The organism is Arthrobacter sp. zg.Y820 (genome assembly GCF_030125555.1).
Lineage (GTDB): Bacteria > Actinomycetota > Actinomycetes > Actinomycetales > Micrococcaceae > Arthrobacter_B.
Genome location: NZ_JASKLX010000002.1, coordinates 57,863 through 84,767, shown reverse-complemented (window position 1 = coordinate 84,767; position 26,905 = coordinate 57,863). Strand labels below are relative to the sequence as shown.

Below are 26,905 nucleotides of genomic sequence, written 5' to 3'. Positions count from 1 at the left end.
CTGCCGCGGGTTTACGGCCCTCCCCGGCCTGCCGTTTCCCGGATTCCGCGTGCCCGGACGTATCTTGGTTCTGTCAGCGAACAGTTCCCGGGAGATCCCCGGAAGGAGCCCAATGTGAGCAACCGGAATGCCGAAGAAACCGCCGCATCCCTGCCCGTCCGCCACCCGGAATCCGGACGCCGGTACTCGCTGGAAGAACTCGAGGCCCTCGCCCGTGAGGGAGATCCCTGGGCCCTGACGAAGACCGACGAATGGGACCAGCATTTTTCCAACGAGTACCGCGTCACAATGAAGGACCGGTGCCCGGATCCGGACTGCGACCAGTTCGGTGAGCCCGCTACCTTCTGTTACGGAGATGACGGCGAGCTGCTGGACATTGACCACGGCGGATGGGCGCATCCCCCTGCTGCCGCCGAACAGCAGGCCAAAGCGTCCTGACCGAGCCGGCCTCCTACTGGCTGAGGCGCGCGCGGGCCTCGGCGACCGCGGTGATCGGGATTCCATCCGGCACCAGGAAGTTCACCAGCGGCGGATGTACGACGCCGGTGAGCACCACCCGGGCCGTGCGGCCGTCGGCTGTTCCGGTTTCACCGGCAACGGTGAGGCCCGGAAGGCGGTCCCCCGCGTTAGTGGCCGCCAGGTACCTGTTCACCTCGGCCTGAACCGCCGCGGGGGCCAGCACGGCCGCCGGCCCTCCGGCGGATCCGGCCGCGGGCCCCAGCGAGAAGGTATCCGCTGCCGCCAGCGCCGCACCGTCCGCGGTGGAGAGGAGCTTCTTGTGCCCGAGGTAGAGGGCGGAGGCACCCATCACCACGGTGACCACCAGCAGACTTACCAGAAGGTATCCGATGATCAGGATCGTGACCTGGCCGTCCTCGCCGCCGGCCCGGGAATGCAGGCAGGCACGGAACCGGGCTGCCCCCGGCAACCGGCTCATCCGTACCGCTCCACAATCTGGGTGGAAGTGGCGTCCACGGTTACAGGGGCGAAATCCGTTCCGGAGAACCCGGACCCCAGCGGCAGCGGCACATCGAAACGCACCAGGACAGTCACGGTCGAGCCGGGCGCCAGGCACTCAGCGGAACAGGCAATATCCAGCAGCAGACCCGCCGGTTCGAATCCGAAATCGGTGAACGCCAGTTCGGCGGCCATCGTGGCCTGCTGCTCGCCGATGAACGGGTCTCCGGAAGCGACGTACACCTTCGCCGCCGATTCCGCGGCGCCGGTTGCGGCGAAGGCGGCACCCTGCACCTGGCCGGCCGTAACAATGAGGTAGATAACCGGCACGAGCAGCACCAGTCCGAGGAAGATGAACTCCACCAGTGCGCTGCCGTTCTCGGCATCGCCGGTTTTCAGTGCCGCTGTTCCGGCGGCCGGGTCAGTCGCCGGCACCGGCCGTGTCATAGCCCCAGACTCCATGTCCGGTCACCTCCAATCCCCCGCTGGGCCCCAGGAACCCCACCACCGGCAAGGGTGCCCGGACCGTGACCTGCAGCATTCGCACTCCGCCGTGAGTGGTTTCGGAAAAGCTGACGTCCTCCGCCAGCGAGTCATTGAGCGCAAGGCGGATCAAGTCAGCTGTGCGGTCTGCGCCGTCGGCCGGGGTCCGGTCCGCCAGGGTGCCGTAGCGTGCGCCCGACGCGGCTGCATCGATCAGGGTGTTCCGGACATGCAGCACCAGCGCCAGCTGGATGATCGACATGAACAGCAGCGTCAGCAGCGCCCCGACCATGACAAAGTCCACCACCGCAGACCCGCTTTCGCGGCCGGTGGCGCCGGTGTGCCCGGCCCGGCCTGAACCGACCGGACCAGAACCGGTCTGGCCTGAACCGGTCAGGGGCCGTTGACCTTGCTCATCGCGGACTCGAACATGGTCCTCAGCGAGGTTTCCGCCAAGACCATGATGACCGCGACCAGCGTCGCCGACATGAGCGTGATCATCACCCATCCCGGTACGTCGCCGCGCTCGCGGTCCCCGCCTGTCACGGTTTGGGACAAGCGGACGATCAGCGCGGTGCCGAGCAGAAGCAGGATGCGGCGTGGGTTGATGGTGCGCATGGGAAGTTCCTTTCATTGGAGGGGCCTAGAGTCCGATTCCCAGCAGGGATATGCCGGGAAAGATCGAGAAAAGCACAGTCAGGGGAAGCACGCCGAAAACCAGTGGAACCATCATGGCGATCTCCTTCTTGCCGGCGCTTTCCATCAGTTCGCGCTTGGCCAGGTCCCGGACGTCCTGGGACTGTGCACGCATGACATCGGCCAAGGGAGTGCCGCGCTCGATTGCGACGGTCAGTCCGTCGACAAACCTGGACAGCGGCGCCAGCCGGACCCGGTCGGAGAAGTGCTGCAACGCACTGGAAAGGGGCACTCCGGAGCGGGTTTCCGCGAGGATCCGTGCAAACTCGCCGGCGAGTTCACCGTGGGCCGTCCGGGCGATCCGTTCCAGGGCGCCGTTGGCGCTTTCCCCGGCTCCGACCGCGAGCGCCATCATTTCCGCGAGGCTTGGGAATTCGGCAAGCATGCGGGTTTCGCGGTTCTTGATTTGTGCGCTCAGCCGGTAGTCCCTCAGGGTGAAGCCCAGGACCGCACCCAGAATGGTGCCTGCTATGACGCCGGGAACGCCGGCCTTGTCCGCGCTGGCCATCCACACCGTGATCGTGCCGCCGGCAAGAAAACCGCCTCCGGTCCAGAGCACCTGTTCCGCCCGAAAATCCAGGACGCTCGTGTTCCGTCCGGCGCGTTCCAACCGGCGTTCCAAGTCACGCGTCACCGGATTTATCCGGTTCAGCCGGCGGACCGCCAGGTGCAGGGCCGGCCGCAGGATCCGTTCCAAGGGGCCGAACGGGGTGAGGTCGCCTGCCGGTGCAGCCAGCAGGCGCGATCCGTGTCCTCCGGTTCGCAGCTGCGGCCCGATGCGTTCGCTGAAGGTGACCGGTCGCAGTGGAGGCAGCCGGAGAGCCGCGAACCAGAGCGATGAGCCCAGGGCAACACCGAAGAAAACGGCCAGGAACCAGGGGCCGCTCATCGGAGGACCCGCTCTTCCTCAGGCAGGGCACCGATTCCCAGCATCAGCCGGTAACAAACCACCGAAATCACGATGCCGGCAACCAGCACCGTCGCCCCGGCCGCTGAGTTGTAGGCCACGATGGCTTCCGGCCGGGAGGCGAGGAGCATCAGGACGATCCAGGGGGCGGCGACGGCCAGGCGCGCGGCATTGACAGTCCACGACTGGCGGGCCAGCAGTTCGCTGCGGGTCCTGGCATTGTCCCGCAGGAATTCGTTGAGGGTCCCCAGCAGCCGGCCCAGATCCGATCCGCCGACCTCGCGGGTCAGGCGCAGCGCTTCCACGATGCGGTCAGCGACGGGATCCGCGAGATTGGCTTTCAACCGCGACAGGGAATGGTCGAACTGTCCGCCGGACCGGTAATCCGCAGCAAATTCCCGGAACGGCTGCCGCAGTTCTTCGGGTCCGTTCTCGCCCAGCTGGATCAGGGCTTCGGGCAGGGACAGCCCCGCCCGGATCGCCGAACGCAGGTGGTCGACGGCATCCGGCCAGAGCTCGGCCCGGGAGGTCCGCTGCTTCCGGGCCTGCCAGCGGACCAGAAACAGCGGCACGCCGGCTCCGAACAGCCCAAAGCAGGCGGCCACCGGCACAGCCCCGGTACCAGCCAGGACCAGCAGCGCCACGAGAAGTCCCGCGGCGATGCTGGCGGCGACCACGGCGCGCGGCGTCACCCGCTGGATTCCGGCCTGCATCAGTTCGTCTTCCAGCCGGCTGGTGCGCGGCTTGCGGGCAGCCGCCGGCGGAACCGCCCAGCAGGCCCGCCAGATCAGGAACAGACCCAGCCCCAGCAGCAGCCCGACGGCCGCGCTCACGGCTGCACCTCAAGGAGCTCCGCTACGTTGAACCCGGCGCGGGCAAACTTTTCGGGTGCCGGCATTGACGCAGCGGTGACCTCGAGCCGCCCGTCGGTGCGCTGGAAGATGGAGGAGGTTTCAATGATGCCGTTTTCGACCCGGCTGCCCAGTGCCAGGATCTCCATCACCTGCCGTTTTCCGGCGGCGTTCCGGGCGCAGTGGACCACCAAGTCGATGCAGGAGGCCACGGTGGGAACCACGAAGGCGCTGGAGATGTTCTCGCCGGCCAGCAGTGGAAGAGTGCAGATTTTCGTGACTGCATCATGGGCGCTGTTGGCGTGCACGCTGCACATCCCCGGCAGGCCCGAGTTCAGCGCAATCAGCATGTCCAGGCTCTCCGCCTCCCGGACCTCCCCCACGATCAGCCGGTCCGGGCGCATGCGGAGGGCTTCCTTAACCAGTCTCCGCAGCGGAATCTCCCCCATTCCTTCCAGGTTCGACTGCCGGCACTGCAGTCCCACCACGTCACGCAGCGGCAGCTGCAGCTCGAAGATCTCCTCGACTGTGACGACCCGCTCCCGCGGCCCGATCGAAGCACCCAGGCAGTTCAGCATGGTGGTCTTCCCGGCCTGAGTGGCTCCGGAGACAAGGACGTTAAGGCCGCTGGAGACGGCGGCACCCAGGAATCTGGCCGCCTGCGGGGTCAGCGTGCCAAGTTCGACCAGGTGCTCCAGCCGGCTGGCCCGGGCAATGAACTTGCGGATGTTCACCGCCCAGTGGCGCCGGGTAATGTCAGGAATCACCACGTGCAGGCGGGAACCGTCCGGCAGCGACGCGTCCACGAACGGCGAGGAAAGATCCAGCCGGCGGCCCGAGCTTTTCAGCATCCGCTCCACCAGGTCCCGTATCTGGTCTGCGGAGAGAACCAGGGAGGTTAGCTCCGACCGTCCGTCGCGGGCGGCATAAATTTCGGTGGGTGAATTGATCCAGACTTCTTCCACGGTGGGATCGTCCAGCAGCGGCTGCAGGGCTCCGAACCCGGCGACGGCGTCGAACACGCGCCGGCGGGCCTGCTCCAGGATGCCGAGGGGCGGCAGCGAACCAAGGAGGGAACGCTCGTCGTAATCGGTCACCGCGTCTTCAACCAGGCGACGGACTTCCGCGAGCTGGCTCGCAGGGTCCAGACCGCGGACGCGGATCAGTTCCCGTACCTCGTCCTCCACTATCGCAACCGCATCCACCGCTGTCCCCCGGACTTAGCACGGCAGGGACCTGTGGATCATCCGCGCCGTAAGACTGGCGTGGCCTGTTTGCGGCCACGGCGGTCAGCCTAGGAGTGCGGGCGGGCTTTTGCGAGGGTAGCCCCGGATGTGTGGATAAACCGGGTAGCCGTACCCGCCTTGCGCACAGCCGGACTCAGTAGTTCTCCGCTGCCGGCAGGCCCAAGTACTCCTCGAGGGTGGCTGTGGCGTGGCGGTGCATGCTCTGCGCCACGTCCGCCCCGACAAAACGCAGGTGCCAGGGCTCGTACGCGTACCCCGTCGTAGCCGATGCGTCGGCCGGATAGCGGACGATAAAGCCAAAGCGGTGGGCGTTTTCCGCTGCCCAGGCTCCCGCTGCCGTCTCCTCAAAGCAGGCTTGCAGCGAGCAGGTGCCGTCGGGAGCCGCAATATCCACCGCGAGTCCGGTCTGGTGCTCGCTGTGGCCGGGGCGGGCAGAGATCGTGTCAGCCGTCTCCCGGCCATACTGTGCCACGTAGCTGTTGTACAGGCCGGCCTGCTGCTCGTAGGACCGGTAGCCGCTGACGATGCTCATGGCGACGCCGTCAGCTGCCGCTCCGTCCTTGAGCTTCCCGAAAGCGGAGGCGGCCTCACTGCGCAGCGGGTGTCCGTCCACGTCAACCAGGTTTTCGGGCACATGGGTGGCCGGGTTCAGGGGCCGTTGCTTGTTAACGACGACGGCGGTGTCCGTTGCATCGTCAATGGCGCGGTCGACCACGAGCGCACCCCGACGTGCAGTGGAGATCGTGCCCCGCTCGAAGTGCTGCGTGCAGCTTCCCTCCAGGCAAACCTGGGCGTCGACCGGATAACCGAGGGTGCCTGATTCGGAGCCCTCGGCAGCCCACGCTGAATGGATGGCCCCGCGAACCGGGTAGGTACCGGTGTTCGGCGACCAGATCGTGGCGCCGTAGTAATGGTTACGGACGCATCCGCCGTCGCGCAAGCCGCAGCTTGCCTCACGGGAGGGCAGCGCCAGGGGAACGGCCGCATCCTTCGGCGCCGGGGACACTGTGTCCAGGCGCGACGGTTCGGCCGCGCCAAGGACCGCCAGGAGCGCCGCGGCAGCGAGCAGGACCGGAACGGGCTTGCAGTAGCGCCGATTCATGGGTCTCCTGGTTTTCGCTTGCGATTCGTACATGGCCTGGTTGGCAGTTTACGCGGTTCGCATCCCGCCCATTGTGCCTGATACGGGAAACCGCATCGGCCGCACCGCATTCAGCTTGCGGATCCGAACAGCCCAGGCCAAGATCCGTGGGCACCGGCCGTACACCTGGCCCAACATTTGGGACCACTCGATCCGCGAACACCGCGCGTGCCGCGGCCTAGGGCCGGTTGGACGAATCCCTCTTCAGCAGCGTAAACAGACCTATTACAACGAATATTCCGCCTAGGATAAACAGTGCCATCGAGCCTACCGCCAGCCCGGTTGCCGCGATCCCGGCAACAAGACCGGCCGCCACATTTACTCCCAGCATCGCCTCACCCTCCGCTTTGTATTGCGCGGCCCACAAGTCGCGCTCTTTGTGGGTGATCTTTTTACGGAGTATTTCCATCCAGGACGCGAGAATCCATCCGCCACGTACGCAAGCCAAGATCTCCTTGGGGACTATAGTCACGGCGATAAGGATGTCCCACTTGTCCTTGAACGGAACGCGAAGGGCAATCTTGAAGTTAATGGCTATGAATAAGAGGGGCACGAGCAGTCCCCACCAAATTATTGTCAAGGCGTCCAGGTATAGTGCCAGGGAAACTACCATCACCCAGAGCGCCCGTATTACAGGTCCGGCCAGATTGAGCATCTGGCTAACCCAATCCCTGATGGTCAGATGGTTGACCCCGAAGCGAAGCAGATCCTGCAGGGTACCCGCCTGCCACTTCATACGCTGCCCCCACAGGGACTTCAGGTTCTTCATCCCGTCGGTATATGCCCTGACGGTGGTGGATACATAGGTCTTGTATCCCGCTTCCCGAAGGCGGTAGGTCAGCTCGTAATCCTCCACAGCGCTTTCGTACGACCACGGTCCTTCCCGGTCGTCCCTGGCGGCAATCTCCCTCAGTGCCCTACCGGAGAATGCAGACCCGGCGCCCGCCAGGACATTGGTCCACCCATTATTCAGCCCCTGCTGGATGTTGTAAGCGTATTCCGATTTCTGTAGCCTGCACCAGAAACCGGGCTGCTGTATGGTGAACTTGGAAGTCGATCCTCCGAAGAGGCGCTTCCATGATTCCTTCTCCCAGTCTTCAATGGCATTGGGGGCAAGCACAGTGTCTGCGTCCATGGACACCACCAGATCAGAGTCACGGCCATAGAGATTCCACCCCGTATTCATGGCCTCGGACTTGCGGTGTTTTAGGCGGGGCAGGTCCATTACGATTACCGGGTACTTCTTGGCTACCTCCACCGTTTGGTCAGTACATCCATTGGCGATAATGATGATCTGGTCCGGCAGCCGGGTCTGCGCGAGAAGGGACTCTATGGTTTGCCCTATAGTTTGCTCCTCGTTATGTGCCGGTACTAGTACTGTGATATCCATTCCCTCCTCCTTCCCGTGCCGGGTGCCGGAATCATCGCTGCGCCCGCGTGACATCGGCCAGCGGTGCACCCCGTCCAATGGCGGCTGCCCGCCCGTCAAGAAACCGGGACAGGAAACTTGCGGTCTGGGGGGTCAGGAGGCCCAGCTCCACCAGGTGCTCCAGACGGCTGGCCCTTGCCGCATAGATCTCCGTCGGTGAGTTGATCCAGTTTTCCTCCACAGCGGGGGCGTCCAGCAGGGGCTGCAGGGAGCCGAACCCGGCTGCGGCGGCGTATGCCCGCCACGGTGCGTGCTCCATCGCTCCAAGGGGAGGAAGCTGCCCGAGGAGGGAGCGCTCGTCGTAATCCGTGACCGTGTCCTCGGCCAGGCGCCGCGCTTCGGCGATTTGGCTGGCCGGATCCAGTCCGCGCACGCGGATCAGCTCCCGAACCTTGTCCTCGGCAATTCCCACTGCATCCATTCGCTGACCTCCGGTAGGCTCCGGAAGGGTCGGCGGCTTCGTCCCTCCCGCGACGGTGGTGCAGCCGGTTATGGGCTGCGGCATCAGGTTATGGGCGCGGGAGAGCTTTGGCGAGCGTAGTGCAACGCGCGAAAAACCGGGTAAGAGTACCCGTACCTGTGTCAGGTAGGCGGAGATCAGTAATCCGCAGCCGGGGTTTCGGCCTGCAGGCCTATGCCACAGCCATTACCTGTGCCGGGCTTCAATCCTCGTACTCGTTGCTCCGGGCGCGCTGGAGACAATGGGCAACCTCGCCAACGCTGGACCGGGTTGAGATGCGGCAGGCACCGCAGGGGTGGGCCACCTCAATCCGTGTGCGGATCCAGGGCGCAACGCGGAATGGTGCCCGTTCCGGAATTATGCCGGCACGGGAAGCGGCCTTGGAGAACTCCGCCTCCGGCCTTTCAGCCGCATGGCCGGAGCCTCGACACAAATGTAGCTGGCCAGCGCCAGCGGCAAAATGCCGGCGAATGCCAGGAGGAGGCAGGCGGGCAGCGAGAGCGCCGGCAGCCAGACTTCCAGAAGGTTCTGCACCGGAACCCCGTAAATGTAGACACCGTAGGACAGATCCTGCTTTGCGCCGATCTTCCGCAAAGGGAGCACCGCCCCCACCACGAAGACAACCAAAGCAAACGGCAGCGGAGCCAGGACAGCAGCGGTTCCGGTCAGTATCGATGCGAGGAGCAGGGCAAGGGACACTGCCAGCGCCGGAACGACCGTTATTCGCTTCGCATTCAGATAAAGAAGTGCTCCACCCGTAAACGCTGCGATAAGAGGCGGTGCCATGGTGAGTTCGCTGGGCGGTACCAGACCGGCATGGGCAGCCAGGGATGCGCCGGTGGCAGCCAGGAACACCGCCGCCGTGAGGACGTTGCGGCGGGCCCGAGTCGCGGCGATGCCGACAATCCCTATTCCGAGATAGCAGCAGCCCTCCCAAAACAGGCTCCACAGGGCTCCGTTCCAGATTTCACCCTCAGCCAGTGTGGACCCGATGCCCGCCTGCGAAATGAACGGAGGATAAAGAAGGAAATTCCGGAGGATATAGGTCAGGGCTTCCGCGGGGACAAAGGACCCCGCGGACCCGAGAGCAACTGACAACGGTGCAAAAACAAATGCCACCATAATCAGGGCGACCAGGAAACCCGGAAAGATTCGCAGGAAACGGGCCCGGAAAAACCGGGATGCCGGTTGACCGTTGAACCTGCTCCGGGTAATCAAGTAGCCCGAGATTCCGAAGAACCCGAGAACCGACCACGCGCCAAGCGTCCGTCCGCCCAGGGAGGGTTCATCACCGTGCCCGCCGATTACCCATGAGTGGGACACCACTACCAGGCACGCCAGTATTAGGCGGATGGCATTGAGGGAATTGTTTTTGGGATCGAACAGTTCCCCCAGCGTCATTCGTAATGGCGAGCGGCTGGGCAGCAGAGGTGGCGCAGATAGGGACATGGACCGATCTTTCGAGTTATCCATCGGGATTGGGAGCCGGCCGAGTAATTTCACGACACGGCTACTCGTGAGCGACCACAAGACTACTTGCATTTCTTTCCAAAAGTGGCCGGCCGGAAACCCGGCCGGCCACTTTATAATCACCGCATTTCCCGCTCCTGCGGCAACGCGGGCACTGCTATTTCTGCGCGAGGAGCTCCATGAGGTACTGGCCGTACCCGCTTTTGACCAACGGCTCGGCCAAACGGCGCAGTTCGTCGTCGTTGATGTTGCCCAGTCGCCACGAGATTTCCTCGGGGCAGCCGATGGACAGGCCCTGCCGCTTCTGGACGGTGCGGATGAATTCCGAGGCCTCGTTCAGGGAGTCGAAGGTTCCGGTGTCCAACCATGCCGTGCCGCGCGGAAGGATCTCCACCTGGAGCTTTCCCTTCTCCAAGTAGATGCGGTTCACATCGGTGATCTCCAGCTCGCCCCGCGGGGAGGGCTTCAGGTCGCGGGCAATTTCGATGACGTCGTTGTCATAGAAGTAGAGTCCCGGCACCGCATAGTGGCTCTTGGGCTTGGACGGCTTCTCCTCCAGGGAGATGGCACGGCCTTCGCCATCGAACTCGACGACGCCGTAGGCGGTGGGGTCCGCCACCCAGTACCCGAACACCGCTCCGCCGTCGATGTTGGCGAAGCGCCGAAGCTGCGTCCCCATTCCGGCACCGTAGAAAATGTTGTCGCCCAGGACCAGGGCAACGGGTCCGGTGCCAATGTGCTCAGCGCCGAGGACGAACGCCTGCGCCAAACCGTCGGGAGAGGGCTGCTGCTTGTAGGTGATGCTGACGCCGAAGCGGCTTCCATCCCCCAGCAGGCGCTGGAACTGATCCGCGTCATGGGGTGTGGTGATGATCAGGATGTCCTTGATCCCGGCGAGGATCAGGGTCGACAGCGGATAGTAGATCATTGGCTTGTCATAGACCGGCACCAGCTGTTTGCTGACGCCAAGGGTGATGGGGTGCAGCCGTGAACCGGTACCGCCGGCCAGTATTATTCCTCGCATAGACCTCATCTTTGCCGGTCTGCTATAGGACGGCAAATCCGGTAGTGTTGATCTACATGCAGAAACTCCTCGTGACCGGCGGCGCCGGCTTTATTGGCTCGAACTTTGTTCGCTACACCCTTGCCAACACCGACCATCACGTCACAGTGCTCGATGCGCTGACCTACGCCGGCAACCTTGAGTCCCTGAACGGGTTGCCCGCTGAGCGCTTCACTTTCGTCCACGGAAACATCTGCGACGCAGAGCTGGTGGACCGGCTGGCAGCAAACGCCGACGTCATCGTGCACTACGCCGCCGAATCCCACAACGACAACTCGCTGCATGACCCGCGTCCCTTCCTGGACACCAACATCATCGGTACGTACACCCTGATCGAAGCTGCCCGGAAGCACGGCGTCCGGTTCCATCACATCTCCACCGACGAGGTCTACGGTGACCTGGAACTCGACGATCCGGAGCGGTTCACGGAATCCACCCCGTACAACCCCTCCAGCCCGTATTCCTCGACGAAGGCCGGCTCGGACCTGCTGGTGCGTGCCTGGGTTCGCTCATTCGGCCTGCAGGCCACGATCAGCAACTGCTCCAACAACTACGGGCCCTACCAGCATGTGGAGAAGTTCATTCCGCGGCAGATCACCAACGTGATCGACGGCGTCCGCCCCAAGCTCTACGGCGCCGGGGAAAACGTGCGGGACTGGATCCATGCCGACGACCATTCCTCAGCGGTCCTGCGGATCATCGACAAGGGCGAGATCGGCCAGACCTACCTCATCGGTGCCGACGGCGAGAAGAACAACAAGGAAGTTGTCGAACTGATCCTGCGTTCCATGGGCCAGCCTGCCGACGCGTATGACCAGGTGATTGATCGGCCCGGCCACGACATGCGGTACGCCATCGACTCCTCCAAGCTGCGCAATGAGCTGGGCTGGAAGCCGGCATTCTCGAACTTTGAGCAGGGGCTCGAGGACACGATTGCCTGGTACCGGGAGAACGAGGCCTGGTGGCGGCCGCAGAAGGACGAGACCGAAGCAAAGTACAAGGTTCAGGGACAGTAAATATGACACTGGAGTTTTCCAAGCCGCTCGTCCCCCATGAGACGCCGATTCCCGGGGTCGTCCTTTATGACCTCCCTGTTCACGGGGATAACCGCGGATGGTTCAAGGAGAACTGGCAGCGGGAGAAGATGCTCGCGCTCGGGCTGCCCGATTTTGGTCCCGTGCAGAACAACATTTCCTTCAACGAAAAGTCCGGCACCACCCGCGGCATCCACGCCGAGCCTTGGGACAAGTACATTTCCGTGGCGACCGGCCGGATCTTCGGCGCCTGGGTCGACCTGCGCGAGGGCCCCTCGTTCGGAACCGTATTCACGGCCGAGCTGGGCCCGGACTCGGCCATCTTCATTCCCCGCGGCGTGGGAAACGCGTTCCAGACGCTCGAAGACAACACTGCGTACACGTACCTGGTCAATGACCATTGGAGTGCCGATGCGCAGGGCCAGTACACGTTCCTGAACCTGGCCGACGAGACCGCCGCCATCAACTGGCCGATCCCGCTGGAGCAGGCCGAACTCTCGGCGAAGGACAAGGCGCATCCGAGGCTGGCCGACGTCGTGCCCATGGCTGCGAAGAAAATCCTGGTCCTGGGTGCCGACGGACAGCTCGGGAAGGCCTTGCGCGCCGCCTATGCCGGCGAGTCCAACGTGGAGTTTGCCACCCGCGCCGACTTCGACCTCACCGATCCGTTGGCCTTCGCCGACCGGAACTGGAAGAACTACTCCACGATCATCAACGCCGGCGCCTACACCGCGGTCGATGCCGCCGAGACTCCCGAGGGGCGTGCCGCTGCCTGGGAGATCAACGTGAACGCAGTAGCCCGCCTGGCCCGCGCCGCGACGGAGAACCGGATAACCCTGGTTCAGGTTTCCTCCGACTACGTCTTTGACGGTACGGCAGCCGAGCACCCCGAGGATGAGCCGTTTTCACCGCTCGGCGTGTACGGGCAGACGAAGGCTGCCGGTGACGCCGTTGTGTCGGCAGTTCCGGCGCACTACATCGTGCGGACCAGCTGGGTCATCGGTGAAGGCAACAACTTTGTCCGCACCATGGCTTCGCTGGCGGAGCGGGGCATCAGCCCCGCGGTGGTCAATGATCAGATCGGCCGGCTCACCTTCACCGAGGACCTTGCCGCCGGCATCCGGCACCTCGTGGAGACAGGCGCCCCGTTTGGCACCTACAACCTCACGAACGACGGCGATCCGGTCTCCTGGGCCGATGTCGCCGCCGATGTCTACGAGACCCTCGGCCGGGCACGCACGGATGTGACCGGGGTGAGCACGGCAGAGTATTTCAAGGGGAAAGCCGGCGTGGCCCCGCGGCCGCTGAACAGTGTCCTTGCCTTGGACAGGATCCGTTCCACCGGTTTCGCACCGGTCGAAGCCTCAGTCCGGCTGGGTCAGTACCTTTCTCCAAAAGCTTCAGCAACCAGCAATATGGGATACTAAACGAGTGAACCGAACATGGATCGTTATTCCGATGTACAACGAAGCCACTGTGGTTGGTTCGGTTATCGAGGATCTCCGCCGGGTCTTTCCGCATGTGGTCTGCGTTGACGACGGCAGCCGCGACGGCTCCCAAGACGCAGCCCGCGCTGCAGGTGCCGTGGTGGTGCAGCATCCGATCAACCTGGGCCAGGGCGCGGCCCTGCAGACCGGCATCGAATATGCGCTTTCCGACCCCGGAATGACCAGCATCGTTACCTTTGATGCCGATGGGCAGCATCGGGTTGTCGACGCTCAGGCGATGGTGGCCCGGCTGGAAGCCGGCGAAGCCGACATCGTGCTGGGTTCCCGTTTCCTGGACAACCGGACCCAGATCTCGAAGGCCAAGCGCCTGGTGCTGAAGACCGCGGCCATCCAGTCGCGCCTGGCCACCGGAATGAACCTGACGGATGCGCACAACGGACTGCGGGCCATGAACCGCGACGTTGCCTCCCGACTGCATTTGACCCAGAACCGCATGGCCCATGCCTCGGAGCTCGTCAACCAGTTGGCCGTGATGAAACCGCACTGGGTGGAGCACCCGGTGGAAATCATCTACACGGACTACTCGAAGTCCAAAGGCCAGTCCTTGCTGAACTCGGTCAACATCCTGGCAGAACTCTTCTTTAGGTGAGCTAAGTGCTACTAATCGTCCAGATCGTCCTCGTCCTGGCAGTCATCCTCGTCTCGCTGGTGCTTATGCGCGGCGGGGCAAACGCCCGCCACCTTGCCGTGCGCCGGATCATGCTGATGGTCTTCGCCCTGGCTGCGGCGCTGTCCATCTTCTTTCCGGACGTCCTTACCCGCGTAGCCAGCTTCCTGGGAGTGGGCCGCGGCACGGACCTCGTGCTGTATGCCACGATCGTCTGCTTCTTCGTGTTCATGGCCACCACGTACCAGCGTTTCCGGACCATGGAGAACTCTGTCACCGCCCTCTCCCGGCGCATTGCCCTCGATGAAGCACCCAAGCCGTGGGTGTCCGCAGACTTTGAGCTGACGGAGTCCCGGACCGATGGGGACCAGCAGCCGAAGGAAGCTCCGCGCTCCTGACGGCACGCACGAATTGCACCGCCACAGCACCGCAACAACCACAGCACCGTAAGAACCACAGCACCGCAACAAGAAGCGGGCGCCCCCCCCCCGGGGGGGGGGCGCCTTTTTTGGGCCCCCGCGGCCCGCGACCCCAAACCCCCCCCCCCCCTAAACCCCCACCCCCCCCAACACACCCCCGCCCCCCCCCCGGGGGGGGGGCGCCCGCTTTTCTGCCCGCACTGCGGCAGGAACCGAATCCGCCTAGCGGAAGAGGTGCTTCGCCAGCTTGGGGATCGCCTCTGTCTTCCGGCTCACCAGGGCGCGCCCGATCATGGTGGCTGCGTTCAGTCGTGAAGTGATGTGGAGGCGGGCGGACCGTGCGGCCCGGTTCCAGCCCATCCGGGAGAAACGCTCGGCTTCGCCTTCAAAGAACCGGCGCTCTTCGTCAAAGCGGCGGCCGTCCAAGGCACGAACCGAGGAATCGGATCCGGAATGGCGCCGGTACAGGAACGCGAGTTCCGGCGTCAGGACCATGGCTCCGCCGTCGGCGGCGATATCCAGGATCAGCGCCAGGTCCTGGACGACGTCGAATTCGCTCCGGAAGCCGATGCGCTTGATGACATCGGAACGCCAGGCGATGGACGGGAAGTAGTGCCAGCCGGCGTGCAGCAGGCTGGTGGCCAGCGCTTCACCTTGAAGCGCCCGCCGGTCATTTCCGCGAGGCGAGGCGGCCTTCTTCACCTGATCAACGAGCGGCTGCGTTGCCCGCCCCGCCTCATCGATAACCTGCACTCCGGGCTGGACAGCGGCGGCCTCGGGGAACTGCTCGAACGCCTCCACCACTACCGAGAGGTAGTTGGGCAGCATGACGTCATCCGCACCCATGATGACCACGATGGGGGCCTCCACCAGGCCCACGGCCTTGCGGTAGTTGCCGTTAGCGCCGAGGTTCACCTCATTGCGCTGGTAGGTCACCCGGGGATCGTCGATGGTGCCGAACCAGCGTGCGGGTTCAGGGTCCGGATAGCCGTCGTCGATGACCACGAGGCGCCAGTCCTGATGCTGCTGCCCCATCACGCTCCGGGCGGCTTGCTTCATGAGTTCCACGTCTCCGTAGTACGGGAACATTACATCAACGGCTGTCACGGCTAGTGGCTTCTTTCACTTCATACTGCAGGCTGCCCAACAGCGGCCGCAGATGGCAGCGCGGCTGCAGGCAGTGTGGAGACATGGGACATGTCCACTATATGGAAGCCGTCCGGCTAAGTCGAAACAGGCCACCGGGTAAACTTGTTGCGTCCGTGCCGCAGATCCTCGAGGAACCCATGACTTCCAGCAGTGCCAGGAACATTCAGACGCCCCAGGTTCGTGTCAGCGTCTGCATGGCGGCGTACAACGGAGCCGCCCACATCGCCGAACAGATCGATTCAATTCTTCCGCAGCTGGGCCCGGCGGACGAACTCGTGATCGTGGACGACGCCTCCACCGACGACACCGTAAAGGTGGTTTCCCGGATCGCCGATGACCGCATCCGCCTGATTTCCTCCAGCGACAACCGCGGATACGTACGGAATTTTGAGGCGGCCCTGACGCAGAGCCGGGGCGAGTACGTTTTCCTCGCGGACCAGGACGATGTCTGGCTCCCGGGCCGCGTGGAGGCAATGATCGCAGCGCTGCAGGACGCCGACGTCGTTGCCAGCAACTTTGGATTCTTCGGTCACCAGCCGCGCCGGATCGAGTCAATCCGGCTCCGGGCCGCGGACAGCTCCCGCCGCTGGGCAAACCTGTTTGCCCTCTGGATCGGTTATCGGCCCTACTTCGGCTGCGCCATGGCGTTCCGCCGCCCGGCGCGGGACCTCATCCTTCCCTTCCCCGATTTCCTGGACGAAACCCACGATCAGTGGATCGCGCTGGTGGGCAACCTCGCGGGGAGGATGGCTCATCTGGAACAGGACACCCTGGTGCGCCGGCTGCACGAGAACAACACCACTCCCAAACAGTGGCGCAGCCTGCGGCTCATCCTGAAAGCCCGGTTCATGCTCGTCCGGGCATTCTTCGAGGCCCGCGGCCGAATCCGCCGCTCGCGCCGCCAGCTGCACCCCTAGCTGTACTGAGACCGGCTAGTTGTACTGAGACCGGCTGCGGAGCCGGCCGTCAGCGACTCCCGCCGGGGGGGGGCATCCCCGGCGGGGATGCCCCGTCAGCGGCGCGGTGTGACCAGTTTGCTGCCTGCCGGGGAGATCTTTCCCATCCGTCCGGTCAGTGCATCCCGGATTCCCAAGCCGATCGCGGCGATCTGGCGGAGGCGGTGCGGCCCGTAAACCACGCGCACACCGTAGAACACCACTTCCAAGCCAATCCTGCGCAGCACCCACACCGGCTGCTTGGTCGCGTACCGGCGGTACATGACGATGCCGTTGCGGGTGATGTAGTAGACCCTGAACGGGGCATGGGAATGGACGAATCGTTTCTGTCCGCCGACGGTGACGTGCCAGGTTCCCAGGCGCATCGGCCTGGCGTCTCCGACGGCGTGAGTGATGTTGCACCCCGGCGCGATGATGGCTTTGAGTCCGTGCTGGCGGATCCGGGCCGTGTACTCGGAATCGACGCAGTCGATGAACAGGTCGTCTTCCAGCATTCCGACCGCTTCAAGCGTTGATGCCGGAATCAGAGTCCCCGACTGCATCGGGTCAAAGGCTTCAGGGAAGTCCTCCCCCGGCTTCTGGAGCATCACCGGAAGCCGGTTGTGGGATTCGGCGCAGACCATGCCCACGGGCACAGCCGCCCGCTTGGCGGCTTCCGCTGCCTGCAGCGCGCGCTCCACGTAATCCGGATCAAGCTCCGAATCCTGGTCCAGGGTCAGATACCATTCGGGGCTGAAGCGGCGCGCGGCAGCGATGCCGGCGTTGAGCGCCGCGGCAATGCCCATGTTGCTTTCCTGCCGGAGAACCAGGGCGCCGGCCGATTCGAGTCCGGCCAGCACCTCCGATACATCCTTCGGAGAACCATCGTCAACGACAACGACGTGGTCGACCTGCTTGAGCAGGCGTTCAACCTTCGCCACCAGGTCTGCCGGCGGGTTGAAGGCGGAGATAACGGCTGTTACTCCGATGGGAACAGACATGCGGGACACCTCTCGCTGAGCGAGTAATCGTTCGGAAATTGCGGCGGTGAATAGGGTGTTACGAGCCCAGGCGCACCGCGCCGCTGATGAGCTGCCCGGGACGGATGGTCCGCGGACGTTTGGCCAGGCCCTCGTACAAGCCGCGGAAGGCCGAGGAGGCCCAGACCTTCCGGTCCTTGGCCTGGGCACCCTGGCGAAGGGCGAGGACCGCCATGCCGGCACCCCAGCGCACCGGGTTCTGCAGCAGCGTGCGCGGCTGCGGGTCGAGGCGCCGCAGCCACAGGTTGTTGCGCAGGTAGTAAAAGAGGCGTCCACCCATGTCAGCCTGGTTTTTCTTCTCGGGGTGGTAGATGCGGCTTCCGGGGATCGCCACGCCGAAGGTGGCCCGGGAGAGCCTCCGGGTGTATTCGGCGTCATCGAACCAGATGAAGAAGTCGGCGTAGGGAAGCGGCATGCCGGCAGCGGCGCGGAGGTCGATCAGGACACCGACAAAGCTGGCGCTGTTGACGGCAATGCCGCCAAGCGCCGCCGCCTTGAGCTGCTTGGACACGTCGCTCGACAGGTCCGGAAGATGGCCCTCGTTGGGCTCACCGGCATCATTGACCACCAGCGAGGTGATGAATCCGGGTCGCTCGTCGGCGTTCTCCATGGCCTGGACCAGCGGACCCAAGCTGCCCTGCAGCGGTTCGGCGTCGTCATCCATCAGCCAGGCCGCATCGTGCCCGCGGGCGATGGCGTGCTCCAGCCCCCAGGCGAATCCACCGGCGCCGCCAAGGTTGTTTCCGGTTTCAAAAATCGTGATGTCCGGGAATTCGCTGCGGACCATGTCCGGGCCCCCGTCCGTTGATCCGTTGTCCACGAGAATGATCTCGTCCGGCCGGTGGTCCTGGTTCTGCAGCGCCGTAAGGCATTTGCGGAGCAGCTCAATGCGGTTGAAGGAGACGACGACGGCTGCTACAGACAAGGAATTCCAATCGTTGATGCAGCACTCCAACGACGGCTTGCGACAGTCAGAGTGCAGGCGGGCACTAGCTCGATGATACCAAGCCAAAGAGCGCCCTGCGTTAGACTTCAATGCGGGACGGGGCAGCGACGGACGGCCGCTGAACTCCGCGCAGCCCGGCAAACGGAGGATATTTCTTTGGGTCAGCGAACGGTGCTGCGGCACGTCCGGCGGTTCGGCGCGTTTGGCGCCTCAGTGGGGATTACCACGCTGGTCGGTGTCTTCGCCATTCCCATTGTCATCGGCAACGCCGGCCAGGAAACGTGGGGCATCATCGCCGTCGGGCAATCGATCGCCCTGCTGTTCGGTGTCCTGGTGTCGTTCGGATGGGGAACGACGGGTCCGGCGATGGTTGCCGGGATGCCCGCGCCGGAGCGGCCGCAGATGTTTTTCGACTCGCTGGTCAGCCGCCTGTACCTCTTTCTCCTGGCCCTTCCGTTGGTCGCGCTGACTGTCCATCTCGTCGCCTCCGACGACGTCGCTGTCAGTTTCACTGCGGGCGTCACCTACCTGGTGCCCTTCCTCGGCGCCTCCTGGTACTTCGTCGGCGACGCCCGGCCGGGACGACTACTGGTCTTCGACACCCTGCCGGTAACCCTCGGAACCGTCCTGGGACTGGTCGGGCTGATGCTGACCGGAAATGTCTTTGTCTACCTCTTCAGCCAGCTGGCGCTCAGTGTGATCGGGGTGTGCGCCAGTGCACTGCTGATCCGGCGAAACGCCGATGAGGCGCCCCGCGTTGACCTCAACCTGCGTCGGGCGGCCGCCCGGCTCGCGGGCCAAAGGCACGGCGTCATCACGGCGGCAACGTCCAGCTTGTATGTCAACACTCCCCTGCTGGTGATCTCAACCGTCATCCCGGCCGGGCGCCCGCTGTTTGCCATGGCGGACAAGTTCTTCCGCTACGGCCTGACAGCGGTCGGGCCGCTGGTGCAGGTCCTTCAGGGCTCCATTGCCGACCCCGTCCCCGCTGTACAGGACCGCCGGATCCGTGTTGCAACGCGGCTGGCCCCTGCCGTGGCCATCGCCGGTGCGGCAGTCATGGCGCTCTGCATCCCCTGGGCCAGCCGGCTGCTCTCCTCCGGCGAGATCGCGGTGGGCTACGGTCTCGCGATCCCCATGGGCATCGTCTTCGGCGCCGTCACCATCTCTCAAATCGTGGGGCTGGCCTGCCTGATCCCCATCGGAGAAGGCAAGGCTCTGGCGTCCTCCACGGTTTTAGGTGCCGGCATTGGAATTCCGCTGATTATTGTCGGTTCGCTCACCGTTGGCGTGGATGGGGTCGCCTGGGCCCTGGCAGCATCGGAAATAACAGTGGCCGTCTACCAGCTCGCCGTCGTCCGGCGCTATTTCCGCCGCCGGCAGGCAGAACCGAAGGACCAGCAGCACAGCTCGCCCGACGCTTCCTGACCGCGGCAGTGTGCGCGTTTGCTCTCACCGACCCAAGTATTTGACCCCGCTCGCGGGGCTGAGGGATAAACTGAGTGCTGGCCGTTTACAGCGGCGCGTTTTAAATTCACCAAGGAGGCCAATTGTCCTGGATACCCGCTCTGCCCGCTCTTCTGACGACGGCGGGGCTGGTGGTCATTCCAGGCTTTGTAATTGCCTTGTGCCTCCGCTTCAAGGGTTTTTCGCTCCTGGCCCTGGCTCCGGCGTTCTCATCAGCCGTCGTCGGCGTCTTCGGAGTCCTCGCCGGCCTTATCGGCGTGCAGTGGAATATCTGGACCTATCTGGCCGGCACGGCAATTACGGCTCTGGCTGCCTTCCTCCTGACTCTCGGCGGCCGGCGCCGGAACACCCCGGCCGCTGAGACTGCGTCGACCGGTGCCCGCAGGGAAAACCATTGGCGCACTGTCTGGGTGCCCGTGGCAGCAGTTGTCATCGCCGCGGCCATGGTGGCCCGGCGCCTCATGCAGCTGATCGGCCAGCCCGACAACTTCGCGCAGAATTTCGACAATGTCTTCCATCTCAATGCCATTCGCTACATTGTCGAAACCGGCTCCGCATCGTCGCTGACGCTCGGACAGGCACAGGGCGAGGGTGCCCTTGGCCTGTATCCGGCCCTGTGGCATTCCTTTGCCGCGATGACGGTCCAGCTCACCGGGGCATCGGTGCCCCTGTCGGAAAACTCAATCAACATTGTTGCCGCAAGCCTGATCTGGCCGCTTGCCTGCGTGTTCCTGGTCCGGAAGGTTTTCGGCACCAATCCCGTCATCACCCTGGCTGCCGGCGTGCTCTCCGCCGTACAGGTAGCCTTCCCCTATATGCTGCTCGTCTGGGGACCGGTGTTCCCCACCATGCTGGCGGTCACCATGCTTCCGCTGCTGATCGGCGTTGTAGTGATGCTGGCCCGCGGATCCGCTTTGGACGCCGACCAGCCGCTGCGCCGCTCCTGGTGGTTCGCCCTCCTCCTGGGACTTGCCGGGATCTCCACGGCGCACATGAGCGCGGTGAACGCCGTCCTGATCTTCGCTCTCCCGGTAATTCTGGTCGCCTGGGGCCGGGCGGCACGTCCGCTCCTCCGCAAGCCCGTCAACGGCAGGAAAGTCGCACTGTTCGCAGTGGTCACCGTGGCCGGAGCAGCAGTGGCGGCTGCCCTGTGGATGTTCCTGCGCCCGGGGTTCTACGACCACTGGGGGCCGACCTCGACGATGGGCGGCGCCATCGGCGAAGCGCTGACCAACGGGCCGATGGGGATGTCCGTCAACTGGCTGGTAACGATCCTGGCCGTAGCCGGCACCATCTATCTGTTCCACATCCGGCAGCACCGCTGGCTGGTCGTCAGTTACGCCATCGCCGTCACCCTCTATGTGGTCGATGCTGCCGTGGAACGCGGCTTCCTGCGCAACTTCCTGACCGGCAACTGGTACCAGGACACGAACCGCATCGCCGGGTTCCTTCCGGTTTTCGCCACGGCGCTGGGCGCCGTTGGCGCGTGGGCCATCGTGGAGTCCGTAATGAAGTTTGCAACCGCCAACGCTGATCGGCTGCGTCCGGGTCTCCGCCGGTACGGAAAGCCGCTGGCCGCCGCAGCTCTCACCGTTGGCACGGTGGGGCTTGCTCTGGTGGGCTACTTCGGTCCGGTCCAGCAGTACATCAAGGAGAAGACCATGCTCTACTCCTTCACCGAGGCTTCGCCGCTGCTCACTCCGGCCGAACTCGAATTGGTCGACCAGCTTGACGAGTACGTTCCGGAGGACTCGGTGATCGCAGTCAATCCGTGGAACGGCAGTTCCATGGCCTACGCGCTGAACGGCCGCGAGGTCCTGACGCCCCATCTCTTCGCACCCCCGGACCCGGAGCGGGTGCTGATCTCCGCGGAACTCGACACTTTCACACCGGAGGTCTGCGCCGCGGTCGAGGACAAGAATGTCGACTATGTCCTGGACTTCGGCAATCAGGTCCTGGCCGAACTCGGCGGGGTTGAATATGTGGGTGTAACGGATCTGGCCGGCGACCCGGGGTTCGAATTGGTAGCCTCCACTGGTCCCGCCTCGAGCCTGTACCGCGTCACCGGCTGCGACTAGGAGCCCCGGGGCGCCCAGCCCCCGGGCATTACACCCGGCCCCTGGGCATTACAGTCCCCGGCAGCAAAGAAGCCAGGATCGACAAGTCGATCCTGGCTTCTTTATGCGGCTGGCTTTTTATGCTGCGCTCAGCTCAGTTCACGGGGTGCTTACTCCTGGCCCCGCATGCGGGCCACCACCTGGGCGACCGGAGCGTCCATGACGATCTGGCCGCGTTCCAGCAGCACGCCCCGTTCGCAGATCTTCGCCACCAGGTCCAGGTCGTGGCTGACGACGACGAGGGTCTTGCCCTCCTCCGCCAGTTCCCGGATCTTGGCGATGCACTTTTTCTGGAACGGCTCGTCACCCACCGCAAGGATTTCATCAACGAGGAAAACCTCAGGATCGGTGTGCACCGCAACCGAAAAAGCCAGGCGCAGGTACATGCCCGAGGAGTAGAACTTCACCTCGGTGTCGATGAACTGTCCGATCTCGGAGAACTCGACGATGGAGTCGAACTTCTCGTGGATCTCGGCCTCGGACATGCCGAGGATGGCACCGTTGAGGAAGACGTTGTCACGTCCGCTGAGGTCCGGATGGAATCCGGCCCCCACCTCGATCAGTCCGGCCACCCGGCCGCGCGTCCCCACGGTACCGGAATCCGGCAGCATGACGCCGGAGATCTGCTTGAGCAGGGTCGACTTTCCCGAACCGTTGAGTCCCAGCAGGGCCACCGATTCGCCCTGCTTCACCTCCAGGGAAACATCCTTCAACGCGAAGAACTTCTCCGAGAGGTCGCCTTTGCGTCCCTTGACCAACCAGACGAACGCTTCCTTGATGGACCGGGTGTGGCGAAGGACGAATTCCTTCGAAACGTTGTGCACTTCAATTGCCGTGGACACGTCTAGAGCTCCTGAGCGAAGCGGCCTTCCAGCCGCCGGAAGGTGAATTGCCCCAGAATCAGGACAAGGACGGACGTGACCAGAGCCACGGGCATCCAGAGCGTGAGGAGTCCCGGCGGGGTCTCGGCAATCACTGCCGCATCATCCCAGCCGGTGGTCGGCAGCCAGAATGCATGGTGGAACAGTTCCACGGCGGTGGTCAGCGGATTCATCTGGTAGATGGTCAACGCCGTCGTTCCCAGTGAATCGCGGACCATCTGCCAGTGGTAAAGCACCGGGGAGGCCCAGGTGGCGATCATCAGCAGCATGTCCACAAAGTTCTCGGAGTCCCGGAAGTAAACGTTCACGGCGCCGAAGAACAGTCCCAGCCCGGTGGCCAGCAGCGCCACGATCACGAAGCCAATGATGGCAGCACCGATTTCGGACAGGCCCGGCCGCCACCCGGTGATGAGCGTTGCCACCAGGAGAATCAGCAGCTGCGGCAGGAAGTGCACCGCTGAGACCCAGACCGATGCCACGGGAAACAGTTCCCGGGGCAGGTAGATCTTCTTGATCAGGCCGCCGTTGCCGACGATTGAACGGGACGCGTTCCCCAGCGCTTCGCTGAAGAAGTTGATCAGGATAATGCCCGAGAACAGGTAGATGGGGAAGTTCGGCGTTGACTCGTTCAGCCCGAGGAAGACTCCCAGCGCAAACCAGAACACCAGGAACTGGACCCCGGGCTTGACGTAGGACCACAGCAGGCCCAGCACCGACCCGCGGTAACGGACCTTGAGTTCCTTGGAAACGAGCAGCTTCAACAGATAGCGCGACCGCAGCACGTCGCGCAGCCCTCCCCCGGAACCGGGGGTAACGAGTTCTCCGGTAGACAAGCTTATTTACTCTCTTCCGAGTGCTTTTCGAATGTCGCTTTCCACGCTTCCATGGACGTGATTTCCGGCAGCGCCTTGCGGTACTTCTGGCTCAGCTTGTGCCAGTCCTTCAGGATCTCCGCATTCAGGCGGGCACCTTCAGCCAGCAGGGCGCGCAGCTTCTTGGGGTCGCGCTGGTACCAGGACGCGGCCGTTCCGTCGGCGTTGGTAACAACAGCGCTGTCGTACTGGGACATGCGCCACCAGCGGTTGTCGATGTGCGCGACGCGGGCCTGCGGACGCTCGATGCTGGCCTTGGCAACAGGCTTGGTCAGCTGCCGCACGATGGTCTTGGCGGCCCACGGAACGAGGGTCACGTAGGACGGGGCCTTGAAGCCCTGGCCGTGCCGCGGGGGCTTGCCCATGCCGGGGCGGGGGAACGCTTCGGGGTCGGCCTTGAACTGCGCCTCCGAGAACTCGTTTCGCATCGCCTGGATGGCGGGCAGCCTGGAGGGCAGGATCTCGTGCAGCTGCTCCGGTCCGGCGATCAGGTCCTTCAGGGCCATGACGCGGCCCTGGGCCGTGAAGTACTGCATGGAGATCAGGTGCTTGACGTCGATGAAGCTGCCCTCCCGCACCACGCGCCCGCCGCGGGGGTAGGGGCTGTGCAGCAGGGCCGTGATGATGCGGTTGCGGCTGTGGAAGTACGCCTGCCAGTCGACGGCGTCGTCCTTGTCGGCCCAGGTGATGTGCCAGACCGCGGCACCGGGCATGGACACCGTGTTGTAGCCGGCGGCCTTCGCGCGCAGGCCGTACTCGGCGTCGTCCCACTTGATGAAGACCGGCAGGGAGAGCCCGATTTCACGGATGACCTCGGTGGGGATCATGCACATCCACCAGCCGTTGTAGTCCACGTCCACCCGCCGGTGCATCCATGAGGTGGTGCGCAGGTTTGTGCGGGCAAAGTCGTGGCCCAGGACCTGTTCCTTGAAGGGATGGTCGGGCTGGAAGCGGAACAGGTTCACCGTCTCGCCGAAGGTGTGCAGGACCGACCGGTTGTAGAGGTCGAACATGTGCGCGCCCACGATGGTCGGGGTCTTGCAGTGGTCCGCGAAGGTGAGCATGCGGGTGATGCTCTCCGGCTCCATGACGATGTCGTCGTCGAGCAGCAGGGCGTAGTCGCTGCCGTTTTCCACCGCTTCGTACATGCCGCGGGCAAATCCGCCGGATCCGCCCAGGTTGCCCTGATGGATCATCCGGAGCTTGCCGCCCAGCGCAGCCTTGGCTTCTTCGAAGCCCTCGGCGTCAACGAGCTTCTTGGTGCCCTGGTCAACGATCAGCACTTCGGCGACGTTTTCCAGCGCTTCCGGGTTCTCGGCCAGGATCTTCAGGTTGTTGAGGCAGAACTCGTTCTTGTTCAGCGTCGTGATTTCGAGCGTGATCGAGCCGGGCTTTTTGGCTTCGCCCGGCGCGCGCCAGTCGGCGTTGACCAGGGCCATGGGCTCGGAGCCGGACACCAGGTCAAACCAGTACCAGCCGCCGTCGCCGAACGGCTTGAGCGTGAGGTCGATGTTTGTCTCGGCGTCGCCGCTCACCCGCCGGGTTTCGACGTGCTGCAGCGAACCGCGGGCATTCGACTTGTAGACGCTGATGGCGCCGGCACCCTTGGTTTGCACATGCAGCCTGACGCTTTCAACGTCCGTCCAGCGGCGCCAGTAGCTTGCCGGAAAGGCGTTGAAGTAGGTGCCGAAGGACAGCCGCTGTCCGGGCCGGGAAATCGTGGAGGTGCGGGAGAGGAAATCCTCGACATGCACCTCGCCGCTGACTGCGATCGCCTCGGTGTTCTTCGTCGAGGTCGACTTCATCATGGAGCCGTCCATGGTGTTGAACTGAGCACCCATTGCGGAGCCGCTGTCCACGTACAGCAGGGCGGTATCCATCTGGCTCTGGTCGGGGAAAATGATCCGCTGCAGCGTGTGCCACTGGGTTGATTCCCCGGCTGCCGCCTTGGCCGCTTCCTTGGCTGCGCCGGGCTTCGATTCGGTTGTCGGATGGCTCATGCGTCCACTCCTCCGCTTTCAAGCTTTGCCCCGCCGGTGAAGTGGGGCTTGATCTTGTTGTCGTACATCGACAATGCCGATCCGATTGCCATGTGCATGTCAAGGTACTTGTAGGTTCCGAGGCGGCCGCCGAACAGCACCGACTTTTCGCCCTTGGCCAGGTCCCGGTAGGCGAGCAGCTTTGCGCGGTCTTCCGCGGTGTTCACGGGGTAGTACGGCTCATCGCCCTTCTCCGCGAAACGGGAGTACTCGCGCATGATGACCGTTGCGTCCTTGGTGTAGTTCCGTTCCGGGTGGAAGTGGCGGAACTCGTGGATCCGGGTGTAGGGAACGTCTTCGTCCGGGTAGTTCATGACGGAGGTGCCCTGGAAGTCCTCGACGGGCAGGACCTCTTCCTTGAGGTCGATGGTCCGCCAGGACAGGTTGCCTTCGGCGTAATCGAAGTAGCGGTCCACGGCGCCGGTGTAGACCACCGGCACCTGTCCCAGCGTGGAATTCCGGGAGAACTCGTGGCCTTCGTCGAAGAAATCGGTCTTCAGGTGCACCTGGATGTTCGGGTGGTCGGCCATCCGCTCAATCCACGCGGTGTACCCGTCCTTGGGCAGGCCCTCATAGGTGTCGTTGAAGTACCGGTTGTCATAGGTGTACCGGACGGGCAGTCGGGAAATGATCTCCGCCGGCAGGTCCTTGGGATCCGTCTGCCACTGCTTGCCGGTGTAGTGCTTGATGAACGCCTCGTACAGGGGCCGGCCGATCAGCTGGATTCCCTTGTCGTTGAGGTTGGCCGGATCAGTGCCTGCCAGTTCCCCGGCCTGCTCCTGGATCAGGGCGCGCGCTTCTGCCGGGCCCATGGAGGAGCGGAAGAACTGGTTGATAGTTCCCATGTTGATGGGCATCGGATACACCTCGCCCTTGTGGCTGGTGTAAACCTTGTGCACGTAGTTGGTGAACTCGGTGAAGCGGTTGACGTACTCCCAAACCCGCTCGTTGGAGGTGTGGAACAGGTGCGCACCGTAGCGGTGCACTTCAATGCCTGTCTGGGGTTCATTCTCACTGTAGGCGTTGCCGCCAATGTGATGGCGGCGGTCCAGCACTGCGACCTTCAGGCCCAGTTCCTTGGCAGCCCGCTCGGCTACAGTCAGGCCAAAAAAGCCCGACCCAACGACGACGAGGTCAACGTTCACTTGGTTCTCCTGTTTGTTTCGGTACGGCCTATCCGGGCACGT

At 64.0% G+C, this 26,905-nt stretch carries 26 protein-coding genes and 1 pseudogene; 8 read left to right on the top strand and 19 right to left on the bottom strand.

Features of this window, described 5'->3' with window-relative positions; genetic code table 11:
- Nucleotides 1-114: 114 nt before the first annotated feature.
- Complete coding sequence (locus tag QNN99_RS03980; protein WP_229965137.1) at nt 115-438, top strand: hypothetical protein; 324 nt, start codon at nt 115-117, stop codon at nt 436-438.
- A gap of 13 nt (nt 439-451) precedes the next feature.
- On the opposite strand, the gene QNN99_RS03975 is transcribed toward QNN99_RS03980, so the two are convergent.
- From QNN99_RS03975 to rfbA, 12 genes are all read right to left on the bottom strand, one after another.
- Entirely contained in the window at nt 452-937 is a 486-nt protein-coding gene (locus QNN99_RS03975) for a pilus assembly protein TadG-related protein (RefSeq protein ID WP_229965136.1), read from the bottom strand.
- Nucleotides 934-1,404, bottom strand: coding sequence for a hypothetical protein (locus QNN99_RS03970; RefSeq protein WP_229965135.1), 471 nt, complete (start codon nt 1,402-1,404; stop codon nt 934-936). Before QNN99_RS03970 ends, QNN99_RS03975 begins: the two co-directional genes overlap by 4 nt.
- Nucleotides 1,379-1,732 (bottom strand): TadE family protein, encoded by a 354-nt coding sequence (locus QNN99_RS03965; protein WP_229965167.1) that lies wholly within the window; start codon nt 1,730-1,732, stop codon nt 1,379-1,381. Before QNN99_RS03965 ends, QNN99_RS03970 begins: the two co-directional genes overlap by 26 nt.
- A gap of 101 nt (nt 1,733-1,833) precedes the next feature.
- Nucleotides 1,834-2,058 carry a hypothetical protein gene (locus QNN99_RS03960; protein ID WP_229965134.1) on the bottom strand — a complete coding sequence of 75 codons (225 nt, stop codon included), beginning with the start codon at nt 2,056-2,058 and terminating at the stop codon, nt 1,834-1,836.
- Nucleotides 2,059-2,083: 25 nt separating this feature from the next.
- Nucleotides 2,084-3,025 (bottom strand): type II secretion system F family protein, encoded by a 942-nt coding sequence (locus QNN99_RS03955; RefSeq protein ID WP_229965133.1) that lies wholly within the window; start codon nt 3,023-3,025, stop codon nt 2,084-2,086.
- Nucleotides 3,022-3,876: a type II secretion system F family protein gene (locus QNN99_RS03950; protein WP_229965132.1), complete on the bottom strand. Its 855-nt coding sequence runs from the start codon at nt 3,874-3,876 to the stop codon at nt 3,022-3,024. The genes QNN99_RS03955 and QNN99_RS03950 overlap by 4 nt, the downstream gene beginning before the upstream one ends.
- A complete protein-coding gene (locus tag QNN99_RS03945) occupies nt 3,873-5,099 on the bottom strand; it encodes a TadA family conjugal transfer-associated ATPase (protein WP_229965131.1) in 1,227 nt (408 codons plus the stop codon). Before QNN99_RS03945 ends, QNN99_RS03950 begins: the two co-directional genes overlap by 4 nt.
- 175 nt (nt 5,100-5,274) lie before the next feature.
- Complete coding sequence (locus QNN99_RS03940; RefSeq protein WP_229965130.1) at nt 5,275-6,243, bottom strand: D-alanyl-D-alanine carboxypeptidase family protein; 969 nt, start codon at nt 6,241-6,243, stop codon at nt 5,275-5,277.
- A 217-nt stretch (nt 6,244-6,460) separates the two neighbouring features.
- Nucleotides 6,461-7,672, bottom strand: coding sequence for a glycosyltransferase family 2 protein (locus tag QNN99_RS03935; protein ID WP_229965129.1), 1,212 nt, complete (start codon nt 7,670-7,672; stop codon nt 6,461-6,463).
- Nucleotides 7,673-7,703: 31 nt separating this feature from the next.
- Nucleotides 7,704-8,132, bottom strand: coding sequence for a hypothetical protein (locus tag QNN99_RS03930; protein WP_229965128.1), 429 nt, complete (start codon nt 8,130-8,132; stop codon nt 7,704-7,706).
- Nucleotides 8,133-8,528: 396 nt separating this feature from the next.
- Nucleotides 8,529-9,764 carry an acyltransferase family protein gene (locus QNN99_RS03925; RefSeq protein WP_229965127.1) on the bottom strand — a complete coding sequence of 412 codons (1,236 nt, stop codon included), beginning with the start codon at nt 9,762-9,764 and terminating at the stop codon, nt 8,529-8,531.
- A gap of 34 nt (nt 9,765-9,798) precedes the next feature.
- A complete protein-coding gene (gene rfbA / locus QNN99_RS03920) occupies nt 9,799-10,665 on the bottom strand; it encodes a glucose-1-phosphate thymidylyltransferase RfbA (protein ID WP_229965126.1) in 867 nt (288 codons plus the stop codon).
- A 56-nt stretch (nt 10,666-10,721) separates the two neighbouring features.
- Here rfbA and rfbB point away from each other — a divergent pair, with 56 nt between their 5' ends.
- From rfbB to QNN99_RS03900, 4 genes are read left to right on the top strand one after another with little or no spacing between them, the layout of a single operon-like run.
- On the top strand, nt 10,722-11,720 hold the full coding sequence (gene rfbB, locus QNN99_RS03915; protein WP_229965125.1) for a dTDP-glucose 4,6-dehydratase: 999 nt from the start codon (nt 10,722-10,724) through the stop codon (nt 11,718-11,720).
- Between the two features lie 2 nt (nt 11,721-11,722).
- Nucleotides 11,723-13,165, top strand: coding sequence for a sugar nucleotide-binding protein (locus tag QNN99_RS03910; RefSeq protein WP_229965124.1), 1,443 nt, complete (start codon nt 11,723-11,725; stop codon nt 13,163-13,165).
- A 4-nt stretch (nt 13,166-13,169) separates the two neighbouring features.
- On the top strand, nt 13,170-13,835 hold the full coding sequence (locus QNN99_RS03905) for a glycosyltransferase family 2 protein (RefSeq protein ID WP_229965123.1): 666 nt from the start codon (nt 13,170-13,172) through the stop codon (nt 13,833-13,835).
- A 5-nt stretch (nt 13,836-13,840) separates the two neighbouring features.
- Nucleotides 13,841-14,251 (top strand): DUF2304 domain-containing protein, encoded by a 411-nt coding sequence (locus QNN99_RS03900; protein ID WP_229965122.1) that lies wholly within the window; start codon nt 13,841-13,843, stop codon nt 14,249-14,251.
- Between the two features lie 243 nt (nt 14,252-14,494).
- Here QNN99_RS03900 and QNN99_RS03895 read toward each other — a convergent pair whose 3' ends face one another.
- Nucleotides 14,495-15,379, bottom strand: coding sequence for a glycosyltransferase family 2 protein (locus QNN99_RS03895; protein WP_229965121.1), 885 nt, complete (start codon nt 15,377-15,379; stop codon nt 14,495-14,497).
- Nucleotides 15,380-15,558: 179 nt separating this feature from the next.
- Here QNN99_RS03895 and QNN99_RS03890 point away from each other — a divergent pair, with 179 nt between their 5' ends.
- Nucleotides 15,559-16,338 carry a glycosyltransferase gene (locus QNN99_RS03890; RefSeq protein WP_229965120.1) on the top strand — a complete coding sequence of 260 codons (780 nt, stop codon included), beginning with the start codon at nt 15,559-15,561 and terminating at the stop codon, nt 16,336-16,338.
- Nucleotides 16,339-16,433: 95 nt separating this feature from the next.
- Here QNN99_RS03890 and QNN99_RS03885 read toward each other — a convergent pair whose 3' ends face one another.
- Complete coding sequence (locus QNN99_RS03885) at nt 16,434-17,357, bottom strand: glycosyltransferase (RefSeq protein ID WP_229965119.1); 924 nt, start codon at nt 17,355-17,357, stop codon at nt 16,434-16,436.
- A gap of 58 nt (nt 17,358-17,415) precedes the next feature.
- Nucleotides 17,416-18,321 (bottom strand): glycosyltransferase family 2 protein, encoded by a 906-nt coding sequence (locus QNN99_RS03880; protein WP_229965118.1) that lies wholly within the window; start codon nt 18,319-18,321, stop codon nt 17,416-17,418.
- Between the two features lie 177 nt (nt 18,322-18,498).
- On the opposite strand from QNN99_RS03880, the gene QNN99_RS03875 reads away from it, so the two are divergent.
- Together QNN99_RS03875 and QNN99_RS03870 are read left to right on the top strand one after the other, a co-directional pair.
- Complete coding sequence (locus QNN99_RS03875) at nt 18,499-19,770, top strand: lipopolysaccharide biosynthesis protein (protein WP_229965117.1); 1,272 nt, start codon at nt 18,499-18,501, stop codon at nt 19,768-19,770.
- Between the two features lie 122 nt (nt 19,771-19,892).
- Nucleotides 19,893-21,887: a DUF6541 family protein gene (locus QNN99_RS03870; protein ID WP_229965116.1), complete on the top strand. Its 1,995-nt coding sequence runs from the start codon at nt 19,893-19,895 to the stop codon at nt 21,885-21,887.
- A 149-nt stretch (nt 21,888-22,036) separates the two neighbouring features.
- Here QNN99_RS03870 and QNN99_RS03865 read toward each other — a convergent pair whose 3' ends face one another.
- From QNN99_RS03865 to glf, 4 genes and pseudogenes are all read right to left on the bottom strand, one after another.
- On the bottom strand, nt 22,037-22,768 hold the full coding sequence (locus QNN99_RS03865; RefSeq protein ID WP_229965115.1) for an ABC transporter ATP-binding protein: 732 nt from the start codon (nt 22,766-22,768) through the stop codon (nt 22,037-22,039).
- Between the two features lie 2 nt (nt 22,769-22,770).
- The gene (locus QNN99_RS03860; protein ID WP_229965114.1) at nt 22,771-23,640 is read right to left on the bottom strand and encodes an ABC transporter permease; all 870 of its coding nucleotides are present in this window, start codon (nt 23,638-23,640) and stop codon (nt 22,771-22,773) included.
- 2 nt (nt 23,641-23,642) lie between these two features.
- A complete protein-coding gene (locus QNN99_RS03855; RefSeq protein WP_229965113.1) occupies nt 23,643-25,679 on the bottom strand; it encodes a glycosyltransferase in 2,037 nt (678 codons plus the stop codon).
- Nucleotides 25,676-26,869 (bottom strand): annotated as a pseudogene (gene glf, locus QNN99_RS03850) (UDP-galactopyranose mutase); the annotation flags it as partial. The gene QNN99_RS03855 and the pseudogene glf, both read right to left, overlap by 4 nt.
- Between the last annotated feature and the right edge of the window lie 36 nt (nt 26,870-26,905).

Coding starts and splice junctions, on each gene's coding strand:
- QNN99_RS03935 (WP_229965129.1), bottom strand. CDS start 7,672: ATGGATATCACAGTACTAGTACCGGCACATAACGAGGAGCAAACTATA.
- rfbB (WP_229965125.1), top strand. CDS start 10,722: ATGCAGAAACTCCTCGTGACCGGCGGCGCCGGCTTTATTGGCTCGAAC.
- QNN99_RS03930 (WP_229965128.1), bottom strand. CDS start 8,132: ATGGATGCAGTGGGAATTGCCGAGGACAAGGTTCGGGAGCTGATCCGC.
- QNN99_RS03975 (WP_229965136.1), bottom strand. CDS start 937: ATGAGCCGGTTGCCGGGGGCAGCCCGGTTCCGTGCCTGCCTGCATTCC.
- QNN99_RS03955 (WP_229965133.1), bottom strand. CDS start 3,025: ATGAGCGGCCCCTGGTTCCTGGCCGTTTTCTTCGGTGTTGCCCTGGGC.
- QNN99_RS03965 (WP_229965167.1), bottom strand. CDS start 1,732: ATGGTCGGGGCGCTGCTGACGCTGCTGTTCATGTCGATCATCCAGCTG.
- QNN99_RS03910 (WP_229965124.1), top strand. CDS start 11,723: ATGACACTGGAGTTTTCCAAGCCGCTCGTCCCCCATGAGACGCCGATT.
- QNN99_RS03960 (WP_229965134.1), bottom strand. CDS start 2,058: ATGCGCACCATCAACCCACGCCGCATCCTGCTTCTGCTCGGCACCGCG.
- QNN99_RS03855 (WP_229965113.1), bottom strand. CDS start 25,679: ATGAGCCATCCGACAACCGAATCGAAGCCCGGCGCAGCCAAGGAAGCG.
- QNN99_RS03970 (WP_229965135.1), bottom strand. CDS start 1,404: ATGACACGGCCGGTGCCGGCGACTGACCCGGCCGCCGGAACAGCGGCA.
- rfbA (WP_229965126.1), bottom strand. CDS start 10,665: ATGCGAGGAATAATACTGGCCGGCGGTACCGGTTCACGGCTGCACCCC.
- QNN99_RS03890 (WP_229965120.1), top strand. CDS start 15,559: ATGACTTCCAGCAGTGCCAGGAACATTCAGACGCCCCAGGTTCGTGTC.
- QNN99_RS03885 (WP_229965119.1), bottom strand. CDS start 17,357: ATGTCTGTTCCCATCGGAGTAACAGCCGTTATCTCCGCCTTCAACCCG.
- QNN99_RS03940 (WP_229965130.1), bottom strand. CDS start 6,243: ATGAATCGGCGCTACTGCAAGCCCGTTCCGGTCCTGCTCGCTGCCGCG.